The sequence below is a fragment of the Sphingobacterium tabacisoli genome (assembly GCF_017908035.1).
GTDB lineage: Bacteria > Bacteroidota > Bacteroidia > Sphingobacteriales > Sphingobacteriaceae > Sphingobacterium > Sphingobacterium tabacisoli.
Genome location: NZ_JAEQMU010000004.1, coordinates 92288 through 114875 on the forward strand (window position 1 = coordinate 92288; position 22588 = coordinate 114875).

At 40.9% G+C, this 22588-nt stretch carries 16 protein-coding genes; 6 read left to right on the forward strand and 10 right to left on the reverse strand.

Going from position 1 to position 22588, the window contains the following annotated elements; all coding sequences use genetic code 11:
• Positions 1–210: 210 nt before the first annotated feature.
• The 4 genes from JKG64_RS14785 (at position 211) to JKG64_RS14800 (ending at position 5288) form a co-directional block, all read left to right on the forward strand.
• Positions 211–378, forward strand: coding sequence for a hypothetical protein (locus tag JKG64_RS14785; protein ID WP_210355102.1), 168 nt, complete (start codon positions 211–213; stop codon positions 376–378).
• 88 nt (positions 379–466) lie between these two features.
• The gene (locus JKG64_RS14790) at positions 467–1594 is read left to right on the forward strand and encodes a TlpA disulfide reductase family protein (protein WP_210355103.1); all 1128 of its coding nucleotides are present in this window, start codon (positions 467–469) and stop codon (positions 1592–1594) included.
• 225 nt (positions 1595–1819) lie between these two features.
• Positions 1820–4006: a peptidase domain-containing ABC transporter gene (locus JKG64_RS14795; RefSeq protein ID WP_317195850.1), complete on the forward strand. Its 2187-nt coding sequence runs from the start codon at positions 1820–1822 to the stop codon at positions 4004–4006.
• Positions 4007–4010: 4 nt separating this feature from the next.
• Entirely contained in the window at positions 4011–5288 is a 1278-nt protein-coding gene (locus tag JKG64_RS14800) for an HlyD family secretion protein (RefSeq protein ID WP_210355105.1), read from the forward strand.
• Positions 5289–5530: 242 nt separating this feature from the next.
• Here JKG64_RS14800 and JKG64_RS14805 read toward each other — a convergent pair whose 3' ends face one another.
• The 8 genes from JKG64_RS14805 to JKG64_RS14840 form a co-directional block, all read right to left on the reverse strand.
• The gene (locus JKG64_RS14805; protein ID WP_210355106.1) at positions 5531–7813 is read right to left on the reverse strand and encodes a redoxin domain-containing protein; all 2283 of its coding nucleotides are present in this window, start codon (positions 7811–7813) and stop codon (positions 5531–5533) included.
• Positions 7814–7825: 12 nt separating this feature from the next.
• Positions 7826–8929 carry a redoxin family protein gene (locus JKG64_RS14810; RefSeq protein WP_210355107.1) on the reverse strand — a complete coding sequence of 368 codons (1104 nt, stop codon included), beginning with the start codon at positions 8927–8929 and terminating at the stop codon, positions 7826–7828.
• A gap of 36 nt (positions 8930–8965) precedes the next feature.
• Entirely contained in the window at positions 8966–9466 is a 501-nt protein-coding gene (locus JKG64_RS14815; RefSeq protein WP_210355108.1) for a protein-disulfide reductase DsbD family protein, read from the reverse strand.
• Positions 9463–10974: a hypothetical protein gene (locus JKG64_RS14820; RefSeq protein ID WP_210355109.1), complete on the reverse strand. Its 1512-nt coding sequence runs from the start codon at positions 10972–10974 to the stop codon at positions 9463–9465. The genes JKG64_RS14815 and JKG64_RS14820 overlap by 4 nt, the downstream gene beginning before the upstream one ends.
• Before the next feature lie 2 nt (positions 10975–10976).
• Positions 10977–12404: a RagB/SusD family nutrient uptake outer membrane protein gene (locus JKG64_RS14825; RefSeq protein WP_210355110.1), complete on the reverse strand. Its 1428-nt coding sequence runs from the start codon at positions 12402–12404 to the stop codon at positions 10977–10979.
• A 19-nt stretch (positions 12405–12423) separates the two neighbouring features.
• Positions 12424–16011, reverse strand: a complete 3588-nt coding sequence (locus tag JKG64_RS14830; RefSeq protein WP_210355111.1) for a SusC/RagA family TonB-linked outer membrane protein — start codon at positions 16009–16011, stop codon at positions 12424–12426.
• A gap of 125 nt (positions 16012–16136) precedes the next feature.
• On the reverse strand, positions 16137–17276 hold the full coding sequence (locus JKG64_RS14835; RefSeq protein ID WP_210355112.1) for a FecR family protein: 1140 nt from the start codon (positions 17274–17276) through the stop codon (positions 16137–16139).
• A gap of 133 nt (positions 17277–17409) precedes the next feature.
• Entirely contained in the window at positions 17410–17988 is a 579-nt protein-coding gene (locus JKG64_RS14840) for an RNA polymerase sigma factor (protein WP_210355113.1), read from the reverse strand.
• 276 nt (positions 17989–18264) lie between these two features.
• On the opposite strand from JKG64_RS14840, the gene JKG64_RS14845 reads away from it, so the two are divergent.
• Positions 18265–19530, forward strand: coding sequence for a TlpA family protein disulfide reductase (locus JKG64_RS14845; RefSeq protein WP_210355114.1), 1266 nt, complete (start codon positions 18265–18267; stop codon positions 19528–19530).
• 56 nt (positions 19531–19586) lie between these two features.
• Positions 19587–20477: a hypothetical protein gene (locus JKG64_RS14850; protein WP_210355115.1), complete on the forward strand. Its 891-nt coding sequence runs from the start codon at positions 19587–19589 to the stop codon at positions 20475–20477.
• Here JKG64_RS14850 and JKG64_RS14855 read toward each other — a convergent pair.
• The gene (locus JKG64_RS14855) at positions 20448–21323 is read right to left on the reverse strand and encodes an endonuclease/exonuclease/phosphatase family protein (RefSeq protein ID WP_210355116.1); all 876 of its coding nucleotides are present in this window, start codon (positions 21321–21323) and stop codon (positions 20448–20450) included. The genes JKG64_RS14850 and JKG64_RS14855 overlap by 30 nt on opposite strands.
• A 79-nt stretch (positions 21324–21402) precedes the next feature.
• Entirely contained in the window at positions 21403–22587 is a 1185-nt protein-coding gene (locus JKG64_RS14860) for an endonuclease/exonuclease/phosphatase family protein (protein WP_210355117.1), read from the reverse strand.
• Between the last annotated feature and the right edge of the window lies 1 nt (position 22588).

The window sequence follows — 22588 nt, forward strand, 5'->3', positions numbered from 1 at the left end:
TAACATATAAATTTATTAAAATGAAAAAAATTTCAGTGAAAGATTTGGGCAATTTAGGAATTGAAAAATTGCCTAGGGAAAGTTTAAAAAGTATAATTGGAGGAAGTTTAACATGTTCAGTAAATGAACATTGGTCAGATTGTATCAGCTCCCCCGGAGCTGGTGGTTGTTTAAGCGGATGCGAATGCGACCAAGGCTATATACGATGTAATGATGGTACTTGTGTTCGTCCAGAATATTGTGATGGAGGGGGAGGGGCTACATCCTGCAGCACAACATGTCATGGTGGAGGTTCAGTCTCAATTACAGATTGTAATGGAGACTGTAGTTGTCGAGATGGAGTATCTTGTACTTGTTCGGGTCCAAAGAACACATTAACTAAGACCTGTTAAGAACTAAATCCCGTAAATTAAGCCATCGATTCAACGAAGGAATCGATGGTTATCTAACTAAGAGCAATTAACAAATGAAATCGAACTTCTTCTTAAGTATTTTATCCTCTATCTTTTTTCTTTCCCCAAAGTATTCTCTATGTGGGCAGGAACCTCACTTTCACATCAAAGGCCATATAGATGGTGTACATGATGAAATGATTTATTTAGAAGAGTCCGGTTATTTTTACTCCCTATTAAATACTGCGAAAATCGTAGATTCATGTAGGATTAACGAAGGACATTATGAATTTAAAGGCGTCTATGACCGACCTTTTCTGTATTCAATAAAAATCCCTAGCCTAACAAGAAAATTTTATCAGTTTATATTGGAACCTGGTATTACTGTTATTGAAAGTAATGTAGATAGATTTTACGACAGCAAGATTACAGCTACTAAGGAAAACATCCTGTATGAAACATGGGAAAAGGAAAGAGAACAATATAAATTTCCAATGAATGCACTTATAGATTCAATCTCTAAATATGGAATTGATTCGACAGATTCTGATATTTTTTATCAAAAATATGATTCTATTAATAATGTACAGAAAGCTTCCGCTATCAAATTCATAAAAAACAATCCAACTTCATTTGTTTCTTTAATGATTCTATATAGTATATTAACGATTGATGATGACGAATCAGCTAAAAAATATTTTGCTTTCCTTTCACAGGACTTGAGGGAAAGTGTTGAAGGAAAATTAGTAGAAGATAAAATTAATGCTTCTGTGAATTCCCTAAAAAACAAAAAAATGCCTCCTTTTGAAATGGAGAATTTTGTTGGAATAAAAATATCTTCAGATCAATACAAAGGCAAATATTTGATTATTGACTTTTGGGCGACATGGTGCTCTCCCTGTATAGCGAAAATGCCTGAACTTATAGAAATACATAAAATACACAAAAATCAAATAAAAGTTTTATCTATTTCTCTAGACAGAAATTTAGAACTCTGTAAACAAAAAGTCAATGAGTTAGGAATGAATTGGGACAATATTTGCGATACACAAGCAGGAAGAAGCCCGACAATAATAAACTATAATGTTAAGTCAATTCCTAGAATATTAGTCTGTGATAAAGAAGGTATTGTTATCTATGATTCGGATATTGATAAAAAAGAAAGTCTTAAAGATTTTATTGCAACACTTAATCTCAATTAAAATACTCATGCTTAACAAAGCACTATCTCCTATAAATCTCTTTAACCTTGTAACTGGATTGCAATTGTTAAGTTTTCTATTCTTAAGAATTTAAAAAAATCGAATTCTTATTTTTGGTTCAACGACAATCATAAATCATGACAAATAATTTGAACAATTTTCAACTCATATTACGAAGGTATTTCAATAGCCTCTAAATTAAACTTAGATATTTAATTGATATTTGTGCTAAAACGCTTCCCCCACTATAAACAAATGGACATGATGGACTGTGGTGCCACCTGTCTACGTATCATATTCAAATACTACGGACAGCAGGTATCCATCCATAGGATCCGTAAGCTATGCCAGACCACCAAGAATGGGGTCAACCTGCTTGGTATATCCGAAGCCGCTGAAAAACTTGGCTTCCGCACCTACGGTGTAAAATTAAGTCTCGAACAGCTTAACCAGATCGAACTACCGGCTATCTTACACTGGAACCAGAACCATTTTGTGGTACTCTATAAGATAAGAAGAGGTAAGTACTATATATCTGACCCTGCATCTGGATTGGTAACTTATACCGAAAAAGAGTTTGCCAAGAACTGGTTCTCCACCAAAGAACTACATGAAGGACTATCATTACTACTGAGCCCCGGTCCCGATTTTTATCAGATAGATGAAGAAGAACCTGATCTAAAGTTAGGCTGGAGTAAGATGTTTACTTATTTCTACAAATACCGAAAGCTTTTTATCCAGCTGATATTGGGTATGGTGCTAGGCACACTCCTATCGTTGATCGCACCGTTCCTGACCCAGTCGGTGGTGGATATCGGTATCAATACCAAGAACATCAGTTTTATCAACCTGATCCTGATAGCACAACTGATGCTTTTTGTAGGCAGTACTGCAGTATCTTTTATCCGGTCCTGGATCATGCTGCACATCAGTACGCGTGTCAATATATCGATCTTGACCGATCTACTGATCAAGATCATGAAGCTACCCATGAATTTCTTTGATTTAAAGACACACGGTGATATTATGCAGCGTATGTCGGATCAGCAGCGTATAGAATCCTTCCTGACCGGAAGCACGCTGAATACGTTATTCTCGCTGGTCAATATGCTGATATTTGGCTCGTTGCTTATCGTTTATAACGGAACCATCTTCATGGTATTCCTTATCGCTACTGCGCTGTACACGCTATGGATACTGGCCTTTATGAAGTATAGACGGGAGCTGGACCATAAACGCTTTAAGATCGCTTCGGAGAACCAGACCTATATGGTGGAGATGATACAGAGCATGCAGGATATCAAACTCAATAATGCACAGAAACAAAAGCGTTGGGGATGGGAAGCGCTACAGGCTAAACTATTTAAATTTAAGGTGGAAAGTCTAGCCTTATCGCAGTATCAATCTGTCGGCTCTATGGCTATCAATCAGGCTAAAGGAATCCTGATCACCTATATCTCCGCTAAAGCGGTAATCGATGGGGACATTACTCTTGGGGGCATGATGGCCATACAGTATATCGTGGGCATGGTATCTAATCCGGTAGAATCCCTGCTCGGATTCATGCAGTCCTATCAGGATGCGAAGATCAGTCTGGAGCGGCTCAATGAGATCTATGAAACGGAGGAAGAGGAAGATTTTCGTAAAGATTATCTGACTAAATTGCCAGAGGATAGAACCATTGAACTACGTAATCTGACATTCCGCTATTACGGTGCGGGCAACGAGCCTGTCTTTTCTAAACTGAACCTTTCCTTTCCATCTGGGCGCACGACAGCAATAGTCGGTGCCAGTGGTAGTGGAAAGACGACGATACTGAAGCTTCTGCTCCGTTACTATAACCCCGAGGAGGGAGAGATACTGGTCGGGGGGAAACGATTGGATCAGATCGATTTTAGCTTATGGCGGGATAGCTGTGGCTCGGTACTGCAGGAAAACTTTGTCTATGCGGATACCATCGAGCGTAATATCGCTATCAATGATGAATTCCCGAATGAAGAGAAGGTACAGAATGCAGTACATATAGCGAATATGGAAGAGTTCATCCAGGATGAGCCTTTTGGACTGGCCACTAAGATAGGTACTGCGGGTAAAGGAATCAGTCAGGGACAGCGTCAGCGCCTGATGATAGCCCGGGCGGTATACAAGGACCCTGCTTTCATTTTTCTGGATGAAGCGACGAACTCGCTCGATGCCAACAATGAGAAGCAAATCGTAGAGAAACTGGATCGGTTCTTTGATCAGCGTACGGTGATTGTGGTAGCACACCGACTCAGTACCGTGCGCAATGCGGACAATATCATCGTTCTGGAAAAAGGGGAAGTGGTCGAACAGGGAACGCACAGCGAGCTGACTGCGAAGAAGGGGAAGTATTATGAACTAGTTAAGAACCAACTGGAATTAGGGAACTAAGAATATGGCTAAGAAAAACTATATAGACGAGGATATACATTCGGAGGATCTACAGGAAATTATTGCAAAACCGCCCTCCTGGCTTCTACGGAGAGGTATTTCGTTTATCCTTTTAACGATATTGATGATTATCGGCCTTTCGGTATTCATCCGCTATCCGGAGATGGTGCCGGTATCTATGAAATTCAACACGAGTAATGCTCCGAAAGCTTTGGTCAGCAAGGTCAACGGAAACCTGGTCGGTATACTGATAAAAGAAGGACAATGGATAGAAAAAGGAACGGATGTAGCCTATCTGGAAAGCATAGCCGACCATAAGCAGGTCATTGATATACTGGAACGTCTACGCAAAATAAGGAACGAAGGCACCTCTATAAAGGATCTGGAAAACCTGGTCTCTCCTACCGAAATTGAGCTCGGTGAACTGCAGAGTAGCTATCAGAACTTCTATCTCTCCTATCTGAACTATAAAGCGGTAAACCGGGATGGTATATTTCAGAAAAGAAAGAACTTCATACAGAATGAGGTGCAGTATGTCAATGATCAGAACAGCCGTATCAAGCAGACCTATGATCTTCAGAAAAAAGAACTACAGCTTGCCGAAGCAGAATATGACAAGTACAGGTTACTGGCCGAGAAGAAAATCATAAGCCCATTGGAACTGCAACAGAAAGAAGCGATACTTCTTGCTAAAAGGCAGGCTATACCACAGATGGAAAATACCCTGATCGGAAATCAGAGTAGTCTACTGGCTAAAGACAAAGAGCTATCGGAAATAAACAACCAGATGGTGGAAGAAGAAAAAAAGTTCTTTCAGTCCCTGAACACGTTTATCTCGGATGCCGAGAACTGGAAAAAACAATACGTGATCAGTACACAGTCCGATGGCTATCTGGTCTATGGTGACTTCCTACAGGAAAACCAATTGGTCAAGACGGGGGATGTCCTATTCTATATCAACGCGGGTAAGGATGATTATTATGGCGAGGTCCTGCTACCCCAAACAGCTTCCTCGAGAGTCAAGAAGGAACAGGAGGTATTGATTAAAGTACGCAGCTATCCCTATCAGGAATATGGCTACCTGAAGGGTAAGGTGGATTATATTTCTGACATTCCGGTCAAGGACAGCTTATTCTTTTCTAAGATCACTCTCCTGCGTACCGACCAGGATTCGGTCATCAAGCTAAAACCTGGGATAATGGCTGATGCTGAAATCATAACGGAGGATCAATCTATATTCAAAAGGATATGGTTAAATCTAACTAAATCGCTTAAATTTTAAGCTATATTACAAGAAAACAGATGCTAACGATCAAAGCCATTACACCATCGAATCTCGCAATTAAGCACTTCTACTAAAAACAAGAAGGAGATAACGAAAATATAAAAGCCATCCCAAATTTACTTCGGGATGGCTTAGAATAATATTATGAGGTGCTGTTAAGCTCCTCGTCAGTGATGCTCTAATCTACAAATAGGTCGATTGTGCTTCAAAAAAAAGGATAACCCAATGCAAGAAAAACCCTAAAACTTAAATACCTCTTTTAGCTTGGCATCCAAATCAGCATCTGTACCTGCTCCGCTGGCATAGCGCCCAATGATTACGCCATCGGGACCGACCAGGATCTTGCTTGGCAAAGTATGAATACCATAGGCTTCGGATTTGTCTTCCGACTTGTCATAGCGGCCATTTTCCATTTTCTTGAGACCACGCAGCACATGTTTCCAGACACCTATTTTGTCCTGCTCTACGGCTTTGCGCCAGGCCGCATGATTGCTGTCATCATCGGATACGCCGATAATCTCAAAGCCTTTCTTTTTGTACTTGCTGTAGAGTTGTAGCAAGTGTGGATTACCCTTGCGGCAAGGCACGCACCAGCTAGCCCAAAAGTCAATCAATACGTATTGTCCTCTATAGTCCGACAGCCTTAGTAGCTTTCCATTGATATCCGGTCCCGAGAAATCGGCAGCTATTCCACCCGGAGATCCCCCTTGTAGATTCTTGATTTCGTTCTTCAGTTCCTGTCCTGCGGCAGAATTCCGATTCTCATCGTTCATTTTACCATAAAAATCTTGAAGTTCTTCGAGGCTCAGGCTACTGAAATAGCCCCGCAGACGATTCGCTGTGATGATGGAGTTGGGGTGTTTGCGCATATAAGCCAGGTTTTTCTCCTGCATCGCTTTGTAGTAAGGAGCCATGTCCGCGCGCAATTGCTCACACTCTTCCAGTTTGGCATTTAATACTGCCTCGTTGGCTCCCTCTTTTTTAAGCTTGCCATAGGCCATACTTTTCTTATTGTATTCCTCGCTTATCGGCTTTAACAGATTAAGTTCTTCTGAGGTCAGGCTATTGAACAATACATTTTCATCCTGAACCTTCGAACCTGTTATGTTGAAAGCCTTCGGTTGGCCAGTATCTCCCGTGAGGCTGATAATGCCGGGCTCAACATAGAAACTCAAATAGCTGTCAAAGGATTGTGGAGCGCCTTCCTTATCTTTGATATAATAAGCCCTCGCCTCGACCGGCGATGCGATTTTGCCAATGTAGCTAAAGACGCCGTTAAAAATGCGTACACTGTCCTTGACGGTCTTTCCATCGGCACCTTCATACTGGATATGGAATGCCGTAGCCTGCCCCGTATTCGCTACCTTACCTGTGAGTACAAAGGTGTTTCTATCTAGCTGCGAAGTGCCCAGTAATTCCTCTAGCTTTTCCTGGAGTTTGTCCCCTCTCAGATTTTTTGCGATGATAGTTCCGTTTGGATCGATCAATAGATTAGAAGGAATCGATTTTATATCGTATAATACGCCTACCTCATTTTTCCATCCTTTCAGATCAGAAACATGTGTCCATCGCAGATTATCGGTATGTATTGCTTCCATCCAACGGTTATGTTGGCCTGGATTATCAAACGATATGCCTAATACCGTAAAATTCTTGTTCTTATATTGTTGATAAGCAGCTACCACATGTGGATTCTCCACTCGACAAGGCACACACCAGCTGGCCCAAAAATCGATAAGTACGTATTTACCTTTGAAATCACTCAGGGAAATTAGCTTGCCCAAGGTGTCCGCCTGCGCGAAGGGCAAGGCAGTACGGCCTATCCCAGTCAGCTTTTCCGTCTTGATACTGTGCTCGATGTTTTTAACCGGTATATTGTTTTTGGCCTGTGGACTTACCTGTTGCAGCAATTCATCTACGCTAGCTAGATTATTGCGATCGCGCAAACTGAAGAACATAGGGTAGGCTATGCCGGGACTTTTTTTGTGCTTCAACACAAAGACCTGGTCCAACTCCTTTTGTTCCGCATTTTTAGCATCTATAGCGGCGCGTAATTCGGTTAGCTTGTCAGTCTTTTTGCTGGCTTGGGCCTCCTCGTATTGTTTGTACAGTGCATCGAGACCTGTCGCCTTGGGACGATTCTGAAATTGATTGTAATAATCGGCGAGCTTACCGCCAGCGAATTTCGCTTCTTTAATCTCGGCTGTCTTGCTATTGATCGTTAGTTTACCTTTTTCCAAATAGAGGAATGCTCCATTCATCTGACCGGACGCATCTCGCTTGCCGACTTGTAGGATATAAAAATCGCCTTCCCCCTCGGGAATGTTCAGCTCAAATTTGAACCCCTTGTCGGTTTGCTGTACCGAATCCTTTTGCCGATTAGTCAGTCCCGACAGGTAGATCCATTCGTCTTTTGCTAAGCCACCGAGTTTACCACTGATTAGGGTATTCGGTTGTTGCGCAAATACCTGTCCTGCTAGGGTGAAGACGGCTAAGGATAATGTAATTAGCTGTTTTTTCATGAGAATTTTCTTTTAATTCTTTTTTAGCTTACCGAGCTTCTCCTTGTACCCTTCCACAGTATAATCAAATACCCGGCCTTTATATTGATCATCCTTTAGTTCTTCCTGCCCTTTGGCAACGGCCTGCTCCAATGTAGAAATAGCACTATTAATATCCCCTATTTTAACATAGGCATCCGCTACTTTGTCTAGAATCATGGAGTTTGCACTAGGGTTACTTTTTAACCAATCAATAGCCGTTTGATAACTACTTTTGTCAAGCCCATCCTGTTCCAATACCATCATAGCAAGACTCGGTTTAAAATTTGGAGAATCTTTCAACATAATATCAGCATATGCAAAAGCTTCCTTCTCCGACTTTTTTGTTAGCAATGTCTCAAACATTCTCGACTGTAAAGCTCCTTTTAGATACGGAATTTCTTTCGTACCATCTTCAATCGCTTGTGCTAGCTTTTCGAAATCAGCCACATCGGCGGCATCTTTGACCGCCTTGAAGATCCTATCCATCTGTTCATTCTGCTTATTTGAAGCCTGCTGTCTTTTTGCATAAACACCTTTAAACCCTTCTATGTCCCATGTCCCATTGACAAGACTATCTAAAGGTCCATCCAGCTTAATTGGGTGACCAATCCATTGTATGACGCCATCTTTTATGACAATAGTCGATGGTATTCCCTTCTGCCCTGCGGCCAACAACCATTTGTTGCCCATATGCTGTGCATTATTATCTACAATAACATTATAAGCCATGCGGTCCCCACTGGCATTTACAAATTTTTCGACTGCTGGTATAGCGGATTCATACGGTTGATCTTTGTTTTTCTCCCATACATTGACACCTACTATTTTTGCCTTACCTTCGTACTTCTTAGCCAGTTCAGACAGATGTGGCATAGCCGCAATACATGGACCGCACCAGGTAGCCCAGAATTCAAAAACATAGACCATATTCTTCTCACCCATCGTGAAAGGAGTGCCTTTGATCCATTTGGAGTACTGTAACTCCGGGGCCTTATCACCGACCGTCAATACTGCTGCATTACCCGTTTGTGCAAAAACCTGGGATAGCTGCGCTAACCCAAGGATTAATACTGTTAATATTGATTTTAAATTCATATCATTTGATTTTAAATTACCCTATATGAGTTCGTTTTAATTAGACTTGAGCTCTAACTTCACTTCTACCGGAGGAAGACATTGCTTATGATCACAGGTTTGGTAATATAACCCGGTACTGATTAGACTTCCCTTTTCCGCCTTGCCTGCTACCTTCTGAACAAACCATGCCCCTTCTTCATGGATCAGCACATTGGGATCACTTACGTAACCAATAGGATCGCTACACTTCCACGCTCCTGACTTGACCAATCCCTGAGGTAGGATTAGTAAGTTTTTCAGTTGTACATAGGGTGCATTGTCTGGTACATATTGGTAAATGTGCCATTCAGGAGCCATACGAACCTTCACGATGACAGCTAGACTATCACCTTCAGAAACTAAAGTCGCCTTGAGTGCAACAGGATCACGTTCCGTAGGCTCATCACAAGGGAGCATCGTTATTGCCATAGCAATTTTCTGATCCAAAATCGATTGACTTCTAGTATAAGGAACCAGTACAAAAAATAGGACTAAAAAACTGAAAATCGTTTTCATAGGCTATATGTATCTACCATAAATCTGTAACCATCGGTCTCGGTGAAGAAGAGCTTTTTTCTATTTTGTGAAAGCCAGTTTTCCCAATCTTTGGCCGTTGTAAAATCCTTCGCCGTATAGCGTTTTAATACCCGAAGTGCTAAATCGCTACGGTCTCCTTTTTTTAACATCGCTATACAAGCGTCCAGAAGTCTGACATCGTGATTGGAGATCCCTATCTGCTGCACATCTTCGTCTATGGCATAGGTAAAAAACTCATTGGGATCACAATACATATAGTTTATATTTTCGTTCATGTATTTCTGATAAGCCTCAGCATCTGTACCAAATTGGTCTGCCCATTTGCCCATTCGTCTTTTTAAAAATACGTCTAACCCTTCTATTTTTTGATCACGACCTGCATACTGCAATTGTTGTTCTTCTTCAGAACTCAATTGCTCACCTGATGCCTTTTTTGTATCGAGACGTTTTCGTGTTTCTGCATTCAGCTTATTAAACGCTGTCATCGAGGCCACATAATCATCATAACTCTCCTTGTTCGTACCAGCAATATTCTCCCGGATGTCATCTGTCGTTGCCATACGATCATTGTATTTTCGTGCAATAGGAGTCCGTCCTTCAAACTGCGCCATGTAAGCTACGGTATTCACAAATACCTTCTTCCCTTCCTCGGTCATTCCTTCCGGTGATGCTCCAAAACCCCATAAAAAGAAATTACCATGTCGGCCAAGTGCTACCGCTCCCACATCTTTCTGGCACACACCACTGGAAATAATCTCCGTATCGGGTGACTCGCTGAATCTATTCCCTCTAGACACTAAACCAATTCGCGTATCTCGTGAGTCTAAATAACCACTTTTATCCACGCGCCACATGGGCAATTCTTTCGGAAGGTTTTTCCCAGAAGCATAATGGAATACGCCTTCTGGAGTCGGTTTATTGACAAAGGTTGGTGATACCTTTTCCAAAGGGCCTTTAAAGATAGCATGATTGCTCTTCACGTGATGAGCGTCTGCATCTAAACACAGACACAGCCAGTCTATTTTCAAGCCTATAGCACGCCCCATCTGATCGGATGTGCTGGCGATAAATACCACAGGTTTTGAAAAGTCATCTGGCAGGTACTTTGCCGATTTGTAGACGCGCTTGCCGTCAGCGCCGACTTCATTGACTGCGGGCTCAATTGGTGTCGTCGGGAAGTCGAATATCGTCACATCATAAGCTTCGGAATCCGACGTTTTCCAATCTCTTACATCCATCGTTTTGACTTCAGAGAAGTAAGTAGACAACAATTGCCTAAATGCAGGCATACGAATCGGATATTCAGCTTTGAACCCCGCTTCCGACATGCCCCCGGGCCCCATACGCCCCTTGTCCCAGGTGGGCATGGGTTTAGACGGATCGTAACCTACAAATAAGACTTTAAGTCCCTTGACTGTTGACTTTTGTGCTCTTGCCCCTCCAAACGGGAGGGTAAGGACTAGTATAAATAATAAAAAGTTTTTCATAATTAATAGTTTTGTGTCAGCTCCGGATTAAAACTAGTTGCATTCTGCGGAAAAGGATAGACCCACAATGGTGAATTGGGTTTCAACGTATAGGTATCGCCCAAAATAGTTCTTTTCAATACGGAAGCAAACTCGGGCTCAGTATTCCAGCGCTTCAGGTCAATTAGATCTTTCATCGTATTAAAATTTTCACTTCTTTGCAACTGCTTCAAGAGAGCAAATACCTCCATCTTACTTGAAGCCGTAGATGCAGTATATTTGTCCGTTAGTATCCTTTTCTTCCGAATATTTTCCAACTTTTCTTTGGCTTCTGTCAGATTCTCAGCGCGCATTAAACATTCGGCTTCAGTAAGACGCATATCTATTGATGTAAGACCAGCACCGCTGACCTCCGAAGAGGTCCCTCCTAATGCCCATACTGCTTTCTCGCCAGGCATACCAAAATATGAACTTCCTGAATCTCCGGGAAATGGAATATTGACTTGGGTAGGCATATAATTATAGAGTACCGAATTCGGATCAAACTGTGCCAATAACTCTGGGTAATACCAAGTAAGGTACATAACGGACGGGGTAATAAAGAGATCTTCCTTGCTAGAGAATGTTGGTCTTGCCCAACCTTTTGGATTTGGACTGACGCCTGTAACCGGATAGTCGACCAGCATATTATTGTGGTTGTCAATTTGGCTATTAATAGCAAGCGATGCTCTAGCTGCGACCAATGCCTGATCAAACTTACGCATAGATAGGTGGACTTTTGCCTGCACAGCATAGGCAAACGATTTGCCTACACGTTGCTGATTTGTACCCTCATCCAATAATGCGTCCAGTTTGAAAGCATTATCAAGATCTTTAAGTATAAAATCATACACCTCTGCTACCGTATACTTTTTTGCCGGCTCCAAAATCACATCCGTTTCCAATACATACGGTACCCCACCATCCGTAGCAGCTGTAGTAGGATTATAAGCTTTCGCAAATATATTTACAGCCAGGTAGTGAAACCATGCACGCAGCACGTATGCTTCTGCTTTATAACGATTGGCTAATAATCGATCTCCTTTTGCTACATCTGCACGAGCGATGACGGGATTACAAGTCTTTCCGATGACGCTATAAATTGGTTCATAAATATTACAGCTAGGCCTTAACGCCGCACGGTCAATACTTTCATCCCAAAACACGACAGCATAATTAAAGGTCTTGATAGGTTCCTTTTTTAAGATCCCAATATTTAAATTATAAATTCCCGCAGTCAATGGGGCAGTCCTAACTACGCCAAAACCGGAATAGGGATCATTTAATAGTAAATCAAGATCACTTGCTGTATTCAACAGGTTTCTCCCCTTAGGTTCAATTTCAGTAAATTTTTCACAACTGCTAAGTGTGCCAACTAAAGCAAAAGCTATAACATATAGTATATTTTTCATCTTTTTGAACTCTTAATTATTAAAAATTAAAGTTAACTCCAAACACATAACTTGTAGGTAGTCGGATACCCACTGTCTCTGGATCAATACCGATCTTATTGCTCTTCCATAACGCAGGAAGGTTGTTCATCTGAAAACGCAATCTCAAATTATTTAATCCTATTCTAGTCAATGAATTGCGTGGCAGATCATAGCCCAGAACAAAGTTTCTTATTTTTAGAAAATCGGCGGCATGAACAAATATATCAGTAGCGTTTTGGACAGCTGGTTGCGTACCTCCAGAGTTGTTGTACTGCCATATTCCCGGAATATTTGTATCGGTATTAGTCGGTGTCCAAGCATCCAAATACCAAGACCTAACCGGCGAAGCTGACGGTGAACCATTAATTTGAACTTGATTAGCCCGTAGATGATGTCCACCGTAATAAACCATCATTAGATTTAAACTTATACCTTTCCAGGAAAATTGATTTTCCATCGCATAGGTATATTTAGGATCTGCTTGCCCTGTAAAATAGACAGATCCTGGCGTGGCAACTTGGATTCCTACTTCAGGAATAATACGCCCGTCTTCCGCATACCAGGATTGCACCCCTCTGTCAGTAAGTCCAGCAAACCGGTAAGAAAACAACGAACGTACTGGATAGCCTTCTTTGTAGCCAATATTGACAACCTGATAAGCGCTATTGGCTTGAATCTCGACCCGGGTCACTTCATTCTTATTCCACGATGCGGTACCAGAAGTAGTCCAAGAGAACGCATTTCTGTCTTTCGCACGGAACCAATCGTAAGCAAGTGTTAACTCCACCCCTCTGTTTTTTAAATTGGCCATATTCATTACTAGACTACTGAATCCTTTTGTTACCTCCAGCGTCTGATTGGAGAAAACTTTCTCACTTTTTTTATCATACCAATCAATAACACCTCTTAATCTAGAATCAAACAACATAAATTCTGCACCAATATTGATTGTACCTGTTCTTTCCCAGGACAATGCTGGATTGCCCGGACTTTCGATAGTTGCTCGGGGCAGTCCGGTATTAATATTTGTCTGGCCCGTTGTAGCCGTCATATAACTTGTTGCACCTTGATAGATATTTCCGGTATAGCCGTAGCTCGTCCTTAATTTTAATAAATTGATATCCTTGTAATGGCTCATAAAACCTTCATGGTGTAAATTCCAACTTGCACCAAAAGAGCCAAATGGAGAGCCCCGGAATTCAGTGGCCAATCCATATACATCGGCAAAGTCTTTCCGAATAGATCCAAATACATTGTACCGTCTATCGTAGGTATAAGTCATGTTGGCATAACCAGACGCATTTCGACGTCGCACCTCTGTTAGGTTGTTTCCTCCTGCATTGAGCGTCATCGCATTATCAATCAATGGTGTAAAAATAAACTGTCTTGCTGGATAGCCTGGCGCATAAAAGCTAGTGTTGTTTATGCTCCAAAGCTCATTATAATTTACATTGGTGGTCGAGTGCGATTGCAGTTGATCGTCCCAGCCTAAGTAAAGATTTCGGTTACCTTTTGAGTTTGTCTCTCTAAATTCAACACCTGCAAGCACATCTATATGGTGAATATCTTTAATAACCCGACTAAAATTCACCTGTCCACGCGCAGTCCAATAATCCCCCTGCATATGTTCTGTCGCCAACTTGCCTCCTGTTTGTGGGAGCATGTATCTATACGTTCCATTTGGATTTTGTACAGTATATACATTTCGCATAAGGCGCATGACATAGCTATCAGACTCCGTATTGTTAATCACAGATTGACGGTTTACCTCATATACATATTGCGTGTTGAATGTCAACCCTTCTAATATTTTAAACAGGAACTCGCCATGATAACGGGTATTTTGTCTCTCGATTTTATGCTTGTTGAGGTTGACTTCATCTAACAAGTAATAATGCATGGGTCTCAAAGCCTTATTGTCTTCTACCCAAGTTGCATAGGGGTTATAGTAATGAGTCCATCCCGGTGAAATATTCGCTTGTGTACCATCTGGATTAAATAAGCTGTAATAAGCCGGTAAACTAAATGGGTCCATTATATTTTCCACATAATTACCTCGGCGTTGGGTAGACCGCTGGAATATATTATTTACACTAAAATTAATCGTCAACCATTTTGTCATATCATACGTCCCTTTATAGAAAGCATTGAGCTGGTGATCGCTATCAGATATTTTACCGGTATTATCCCCTTTGTAATTGACCACCAAATTGGATTGAAAATTATCGGTCCGGTTTCTTACAGATAAGTTATGCATTTGGAGCACCCGCTGTCTGAGTAAATTATCAGCATAATCCTTGGCAAAATTCTGCGTTCTGTATTGGGCTAACCGACTGTCCAGTTCATCTTGCTGGATTAATCCTTTCTTTAGCTGATAATGCGCATACTGAATAGGTGTTGGATTTAAACCAAAACTCCCTGTACCCTTTAGCGCATTGTCCATTGCTGTCAACTGAGCTGCGGCATTAGGCGCTTCGTTATACAACCATTTGAAATACTCATTCTCCTTATCCACCTGTTGCGCTGGGGTCATATACCAATTGTCCGCATAATCAATGTTCTTCTTTTCCCAAACTGTAGTGTTTGAAGAAACCTCGATATCAATTTTATTCAAATCTTTCGCCTTTTTCGTAGTTACAATGATAACTCCATTGGACGCGCGGGCACCATAAATAGCCGAGGCTGCCGCATCTTTAAGGATAGTAACTGACTCTACATCATAAGGATTTAAATCTTCGTAAGCCATCTCAACAGGAAGCCCATCGACAACTAATAAGGGTCTACTTTCGGCAAATAATGTCCCTGTTCCACGAATCATAATCCGGTCCCCGTATTTTACCAGACCAGCCACACGACCTTCCAGATTATCCATGATATTCGGAGTGAACCTGCTATCCAGCTGATCGGACGTCACCGTAGTAACGGCGCCTGTTGCCCTTTCCCGAGCAATTTTTTGATATCCCGTATTTACGACAACTTCATCAATATCCCCCAGTTTAGCAGATAATACAACGCTCATATTTTCAGTCGCTCTCAGGGTTAAATCATTATATCCGATAGACTTAAATTGCAATGATGCACCTTGTGACACATTCGACAGTGAAAAATAACCACGGTCGCTCGTAGATGTCCCTATTTTAGTTCCGACAATATGCACACTAACACCAGATATCGAATTGCCAAGACTGTCACGGACAGTTCCTGACACATTAATCACCTGCTGCTGGATAGGCTGCGAACCAGGCTGTTCATCAATTACAATCTTAGGAGCGCTACGTAATACAATATTTTTCCCTTCTTTTTTATAGGTGATATGTTGCCCACTTAAGATGTGATCTAAAAAAGGCTTTATAGGCATATTTACTACATTCACTGATATTCGACGTGTCTCAGAGATAATGCTGCTACTTCCAGAAATAACATAACCTGTTTGCTTCTTTACCTCCGAAGCGATTTCTTTGATCGTTAGATTTTTCTTATTTAAGGTTATAGTCTGCGAATAAATGGATGCATTCACATGTACCAGCCCAATCAAAATAAGTATAATGGTAAGTTTCATCACACGTATAAAGTAATGTATTTTCATTATTTTTGCTTTGGTTTGAATAATTCGTTAGTTGATATTTTTTGAGCCATTTGAGGGAGGTGTTGGTCGCACTTCCCTTACTTTTGAGACGCTGGTTCCAAACGTCATTAACTTCTTATTTTCTTCTATAGAGCTTTATTTGAAATAATTAACTTTCTATCCATCGAAACTTTGTAGTCCAACTTTGCACTTTCCAATAATTGAAGTACTGTAGCCAGATTATCGGACTTATAGGCCTGTCCAAAGAATGTTCCCTTAGGGATTTTTCCTTTATAAACGATATCTAGGTCATACCAGTCACTGATCTCCTGCATAATTTCTGTAAATGGCTTATCATCAAAATTAAACAAACCCGACCGCCAAGATATCGAAGCCTCTACGTCAGTTTCTTTTATGGTCATGTGAGAACCACTTACATAAGACTCCTGGCCAGGAAGAAGGAGGGTGTACTTATCATTTGCACTAGGGGCAACCTGTATCTTACCTTCTAAAAGGCTAGTGCGCTTTGCTATATTGGGATATGCTTTAACATTGAAATGTGTACCTAAAACTTCTATTTTTTGACCTTCACTCTGCACAATGAATGGCGCTTTTTTATTCTTAGCTACTTCAAAGTAAGCTTCACCTTTTAAATATATCTCGCGTTTGCTCCGTCCATACGGTTGAGTAATCGTAATTTCGGATGCTGTATTCAACCAAACTTTGGTACCGTCTGGAAGTGAAAAACTATACGTTTGCCCTTTTGCTGTTGTAGCAGTCAGTTTATCATATTCTACTGATGAACCATCTTCCACCGCACTACCGTCATCATATCTCAAACTACCATCGCCAATTACGACGCCTTCCTGAAGATCACTTAATGCTATTGTTTTTCCATTGGAAAGCGTAATCGTCGCACCATTTCCTTTTGAGTTACTGATATCTTCTGTTGGAATGGTAGCGAGAACATCACCTACCGTCTGCTGCTGCAAATCGGTATAAGACCACCAACAGAAAAGAATAATAACAGCTGCCGCAGCTGTAATCCCCATCCGAAAGTATACCTTTCGGATACCCGTCTCTTTTTTAACCCTGTTTTTATGAGCTAAATAGGAATCCATCGCTTCTGCAATCCGTTGGGTAGACGATTCTATCTCTTCTCTAGAAACCTCTGTATAACCAGATTTATAGTCATTTAAAAATCCAGCTTCAACAATTGCATTTTCATTGGAGGTACTACTCCCTTCAATATATTTATTAATTAGACTTTCAGCGTTGTCCTTCATCTATTTTTTTGGTTAGCAATACAGAATATAACGGCTGTATACAAGTAAGTCAGCTAACTAGGGCTTAGGGCCTAAAAAATAAATCACTTTTTATAAAAAAAACAACAATACACTGACATAGAAACGATTAAAATCATAACGATTGGAGAAGATAAAGCAAAATAGCACTTAGAGGCAACTTGCCTCTTAATATTTTAAGTGCATGATTGATGTGATTCTTAACCGTTTTTTCTGACAAATTTAATTTGCCCGCTATTTCTCGATGTGATAGACCCGCATTACGGCTCAACTCAAACACCTCTCTCATTTTGTCGGGGAGCTTCGATACTTCCTTTTCAACGAGATTGATCAACTCCTTTTCATTCAAATATTCATCCACACTATAATCAACTTCATTGATAAACTTTTGAAAAATTGACACGTAATCTGATCTGATTTTTTTGTGTGCGACAAGATTTAGGAATTTATAACGCACAGCTGCGTACAGATAAGATGATATTGTTCCTTTTAACTCTAACCTCTCGGCATTTTCCCAAAGTGATATAAAAACGTCTTGTACAAGATCCTCGGCTTCGCTTATATCATGGGTCATATTTTTCGCGAATGAATACAGTACCCTCTTATAGCGTTCAAATAGCTCTCTAAACGCTTCCTGATCTCTCTGCCTTAACAGCGACGCTAGCTCACTATCTGTAGTATGACCGTAATTCATAATTATTAGGCTTGCAATATAATGTAAATCTGCGTAACTAAAGACTGAAACTATGTTTGACATGCTCCATTTTTTATATCAAAGCTCTTTCATTATTCATAATTTTAGCTAAAAAAAAAGAAGATAGAAGAATTTACAACGTATATAAATCAGAACTACAGGGGATATCGTTCCAAAAAATAACAGCATATTAACACCTATATCTCATACATGTAATGCTACTGTATTAGATTTGAGATAGAATAAAGTACACAATCTATCAGATCTAAATTATAAATGAAAGCAAAAATAACGAGAACATTAATAATCATAATAAGATTGCTTCTGACCCAATCTATACATGCACAGCATATCTTCCTCCCTATCCAACAAAAAACAGGATTTGGTCCATTCCCCCCAGACAATAGCAATGTTATCTTTGCACCAGATAAAACACACCCCGCATACGAAAGTTTTGCCCAACTAACTTATAATAATATTCCGTCCGATTGGTCAAATGTTAAGAAGGGGGTAATTATGTTTGACATGCTTCAATTTTTGTATCAAAACTCTTTTACACATCTTGACCCTAAAATATACCAGCAATTTAAAACTGAACGAAATTTCAAAATCAATGATGATAATCTATCTCAGGAACCAATTGCCTGTTTTGTACGAATTGTATTTGGGACATCAGCGGATGGTCAGGAGGTGTATCTGTTAGATAAAAACCAAAACGGAGACTTTGCTGAGGAGACGGTGATGAAACTTGAAACACTAAGCCTACAAGAGCCTATAACAGATCTCGAAAGTAAGCTATCAACAACGTATTTTGACACCAGCAAAGGAGATAAAACTATCCGGACCCCAATTCCTCTATTGATTTTCAAGAACCGATTTGGTTACGCATACAGTATCCCCAGCTATCATGAGGCACGCTATAAAATCGGTGATATGATACATACCTTATATGCCAGTCACCAGTTTTGTTTTCCTGACTACTGGGTATCCGATTTGGTAGTAGATACAAATAAGAATAATATCATACCGAAGTCCCGCACATTTGTATTGGGCGACCGAAAATATAAAAATACGGGAGTCGATGTCAGAACAAATCAGCTGACACTCCTGGAGGTCGATCCGAACAGTAAAGATGCTAACCTGAGCAATTTTAAACATAGGGACATCAGTAGTAAGAAAACCATAGACATCGAATCCTTGAAAGGAAAGTATATACTATTGGATTTTTGGGGTTCCTGGTGCGGACCGTGTCTAGCTCAGCTACCCAAGCTCGCGGAAATATACCGCAAACTCGATCGGTCAAAAATAGAAATAATCGGTATTGCCGGAAGAGACAAGTACGAAGAGGCCTACAAAGCTATAATGAACCACCAGATTCCTTGGCAAAATATCCTTGATGACCAGAATAATAAGCTAACCGAAATTTATGGCATTGTCAAATATCCGACCTGTATATTGATAGACCCAGAAGGTAACATCGTCGAAAAAGATATTGCGACACATGAGCTGATAGATGTACTGTTCAGACGTCAATTGTTTTAGATCGAACCTTTGTGGAAATGTTCCCATTTTAGCATCCTTTTAAAAAGGGGATAAATATGAAAAGCATACCGTACCGGTTATTAATCCTAATCGTTGGTTTTATTTTTGGCAACTGCTCTCATCCGAATACGGCACAGCAAAAGCTTCTTCCTTCAGAGGATACGAAACAACAAACTTTTATAGCGTACAATAGAAACCGGATACCAGTACCTCAACTATTAGATAGTATCGACGAACAGCGGATAACAAGTAAACAACTCTTCCTAGGTGAAAAATTCTTCCGCGATAGTATAAACAACAGATTACTTGCTATAAATATAGCATATCCAATATCCAACATCTATCTGGTTGATTCTCATGAAACCGATAACCTTCCTGTATTTAAAGATTATGTAGGATATTTTAAAGACGGAATATTTCATGGCGCAGCTAAATATCAAACGGCTTTTCATCAGGATTCCTTCTTACTCGAGTATAATCCACAATCGGGAAACCTCTCTCTACAAATTGACAGTCAAAAGGAAAACTATTCTCAAATCACGCTAAAAGATTTTTCGGCCCTATTTGAAAGAAGAATATCTTCTTTCATCATAGATGAGTCTGATCCGGGTTTTAAGAATATCTTTGACCGCGGTAAACCTAAATCCCGCGGCTTTAGAATAGATATAGATGAATTGCCCCTTTCAGAACGAAAAATCATTTATCCTAACGATTATTACTATGAAGCTGTCTTACATACCAATGGTACGATAGATCTGCTGGAGAATAATGCTCCACAACAGCCAAATAGTCGTTACTACAACGAAAAGATAATAAATCAGATCATCCCAAGAGAAGTAAAAACAAGAAGACTCCAACCTCAACGTATCTTCGGCCTACCAATAAAAACAAAAATTCGGCTGAGAGTAGAATTTTACTTAAAACCGAACCCAACAGGATATAGGTAAATGATCCGAAGGGTAACGATTGTCCCCATATACATCCGAATACACTTCGTAGTCGGATACTGCAGTAGTTTTGTTCACAAAGATATAATCTATGCGTCCCCCTGGCTCCCCTTGAAAGACACCACCCGGAAAAGCAGTTCCTACCTTACCTTTAGTACCATTGACTGATGCCTCATAGCTATCCGCAAATACCGCTTTCATCGCCCCTACCTGACTACTGCTGGGCTCTGAATTGAAATCCCCCACAACCAGCACAGGATATGTGCCTGCTATCTCTTGAATCTTGCGTACCATAAGGGGACCTGACTCCCGTCGAGCGATCTCATTACGCCAATAGAAATGGGCGTTAAAGAAATAGAAACTCTTGCCACTTTTTTTATCTTTCATCTTGGTCCACTGGCAGACGCGGCGATCGGTAGCATCCCAGCCGACACTCGGAACATCAGGTGTCTCACTGAGCCAGAAAACGCCAGAGTCTAAAAGCTCAAAATGAGCCGTTTTATAGAGTACTGCGCAGGTATGCAGCTTACCATCCTTACCGCCATAACCTACCTCTACCTTAACAAAGCCCGGCAATAGCAGCAACAGCTCCTGCATTTGTGTGACACTTCCCTCCTGCGTACCCAGCAGGTCAAAGCTGTGACTTTTGATCAGGTCGGAAAGTGGCTCCTTGCGCAAAGCCCAGGCATTGCCCGTCTTCTGATCTGCGACCGCGTCGTACCGAATATTATAGCTAGCCACCTTAAACTGTGTTAAACCATTATTACCCTGACGCAAATAGCTATTGGGACCTTTACAACCCAAAAAAATAATCGATAGAATTAAGTATAATAGAACTCTGTACATGACTGTTATCTAAATGTGCTTATCCGAAAAAAGGGTATGTCCGAAAAGTCTGACATACCCTTTAGAAAACATTATTTCCCTATTTCACAGCAAAGTGCATCAGAAATGGATAGTGATCCGAAGCTAAATTGGTATAAGGATCCTGGAGTATCTCTGCATAATCGCACTGCTGCGAAAGCATATCCGAGAGATAACTGTAATCGAGTCTGAAACCTAGAAAATCAGCAGCTAGGTAATCTGAACGCGTAGGAAAACTCGCTTTGTAAAAAGTATTTCCATTCAACGTAACAGCATCCTTAAAACCGCTATCTTCAAAAAGATTCATCGTACGATAATCAAAAGGAACACGGGCTGGACGGTATTTTTTCATACTCGCCGTCCAGAACTTGGAACCCAATAGCTGCTCATCAACAGGAGAGATCGAATTGAAATCACCCGAAATAAGAACCGGACCATTCGTAGTCTTCATTTTTGCCTGCGCTATAACATGCTCTGCTTCTTGCAAAACCAGATCATTGCTCTGGGATGAGAAGTGTACAGCAAATATATTGAGTCCCGATGTCTCTGCATTGATATAACCGTGTACACGGTAAGGAGAGAATTTACTCGTGATAAATACCCGCTCTATATTTTCAATCTCCTGCTTGGAAGTAATTCCTGTAGGATAGCCATCCTCTTTGAGCAATACGCTGAAGTCGTGTCCATAAGTTTTGGCTAACGCGCTAAGGTCTCCATGTTTAAAACTAACCAGCTCCTGAAAAACGATGACATCGGGATCCAATTGGGATACCCAGGTTGTAAACCGCTCCATATTCTCTTTATTCTTCCACTCGAAACCATCCTTAACATTGTAGGACAGTACGGTCAGCCCCGTCTTCGGTGTAAGGACGATCGGCACTGTCTTAACATCTGGCTTCAGCACCACATCTTTATACACGGGGTTGTAGCCTTTCTTCAGAACAGTAATCCGAGCCTCGGTCTCCACAAATATCTTATACGGAAGCTCCCCTTCGGACACAACAGCATGTGTCCGGGGCACCAGCATATTGATATCAGGTCGTTTCCTGGAGATAATAATTGTCGCCTCACCAGCGATACGCTCATTATTCTCATTGACCAGCTGTACCAACACCTCAGTAGAAGCTACTTTAGAATCCTCTCCCGGAGTTGGCCCGGAATCCTTACTGCAACTGCTACCAATAAATAAGAGCACACAGGCGTAAAAAAACAGGGCTATGTTTTGCTTATGAATAAGTCTCATCATC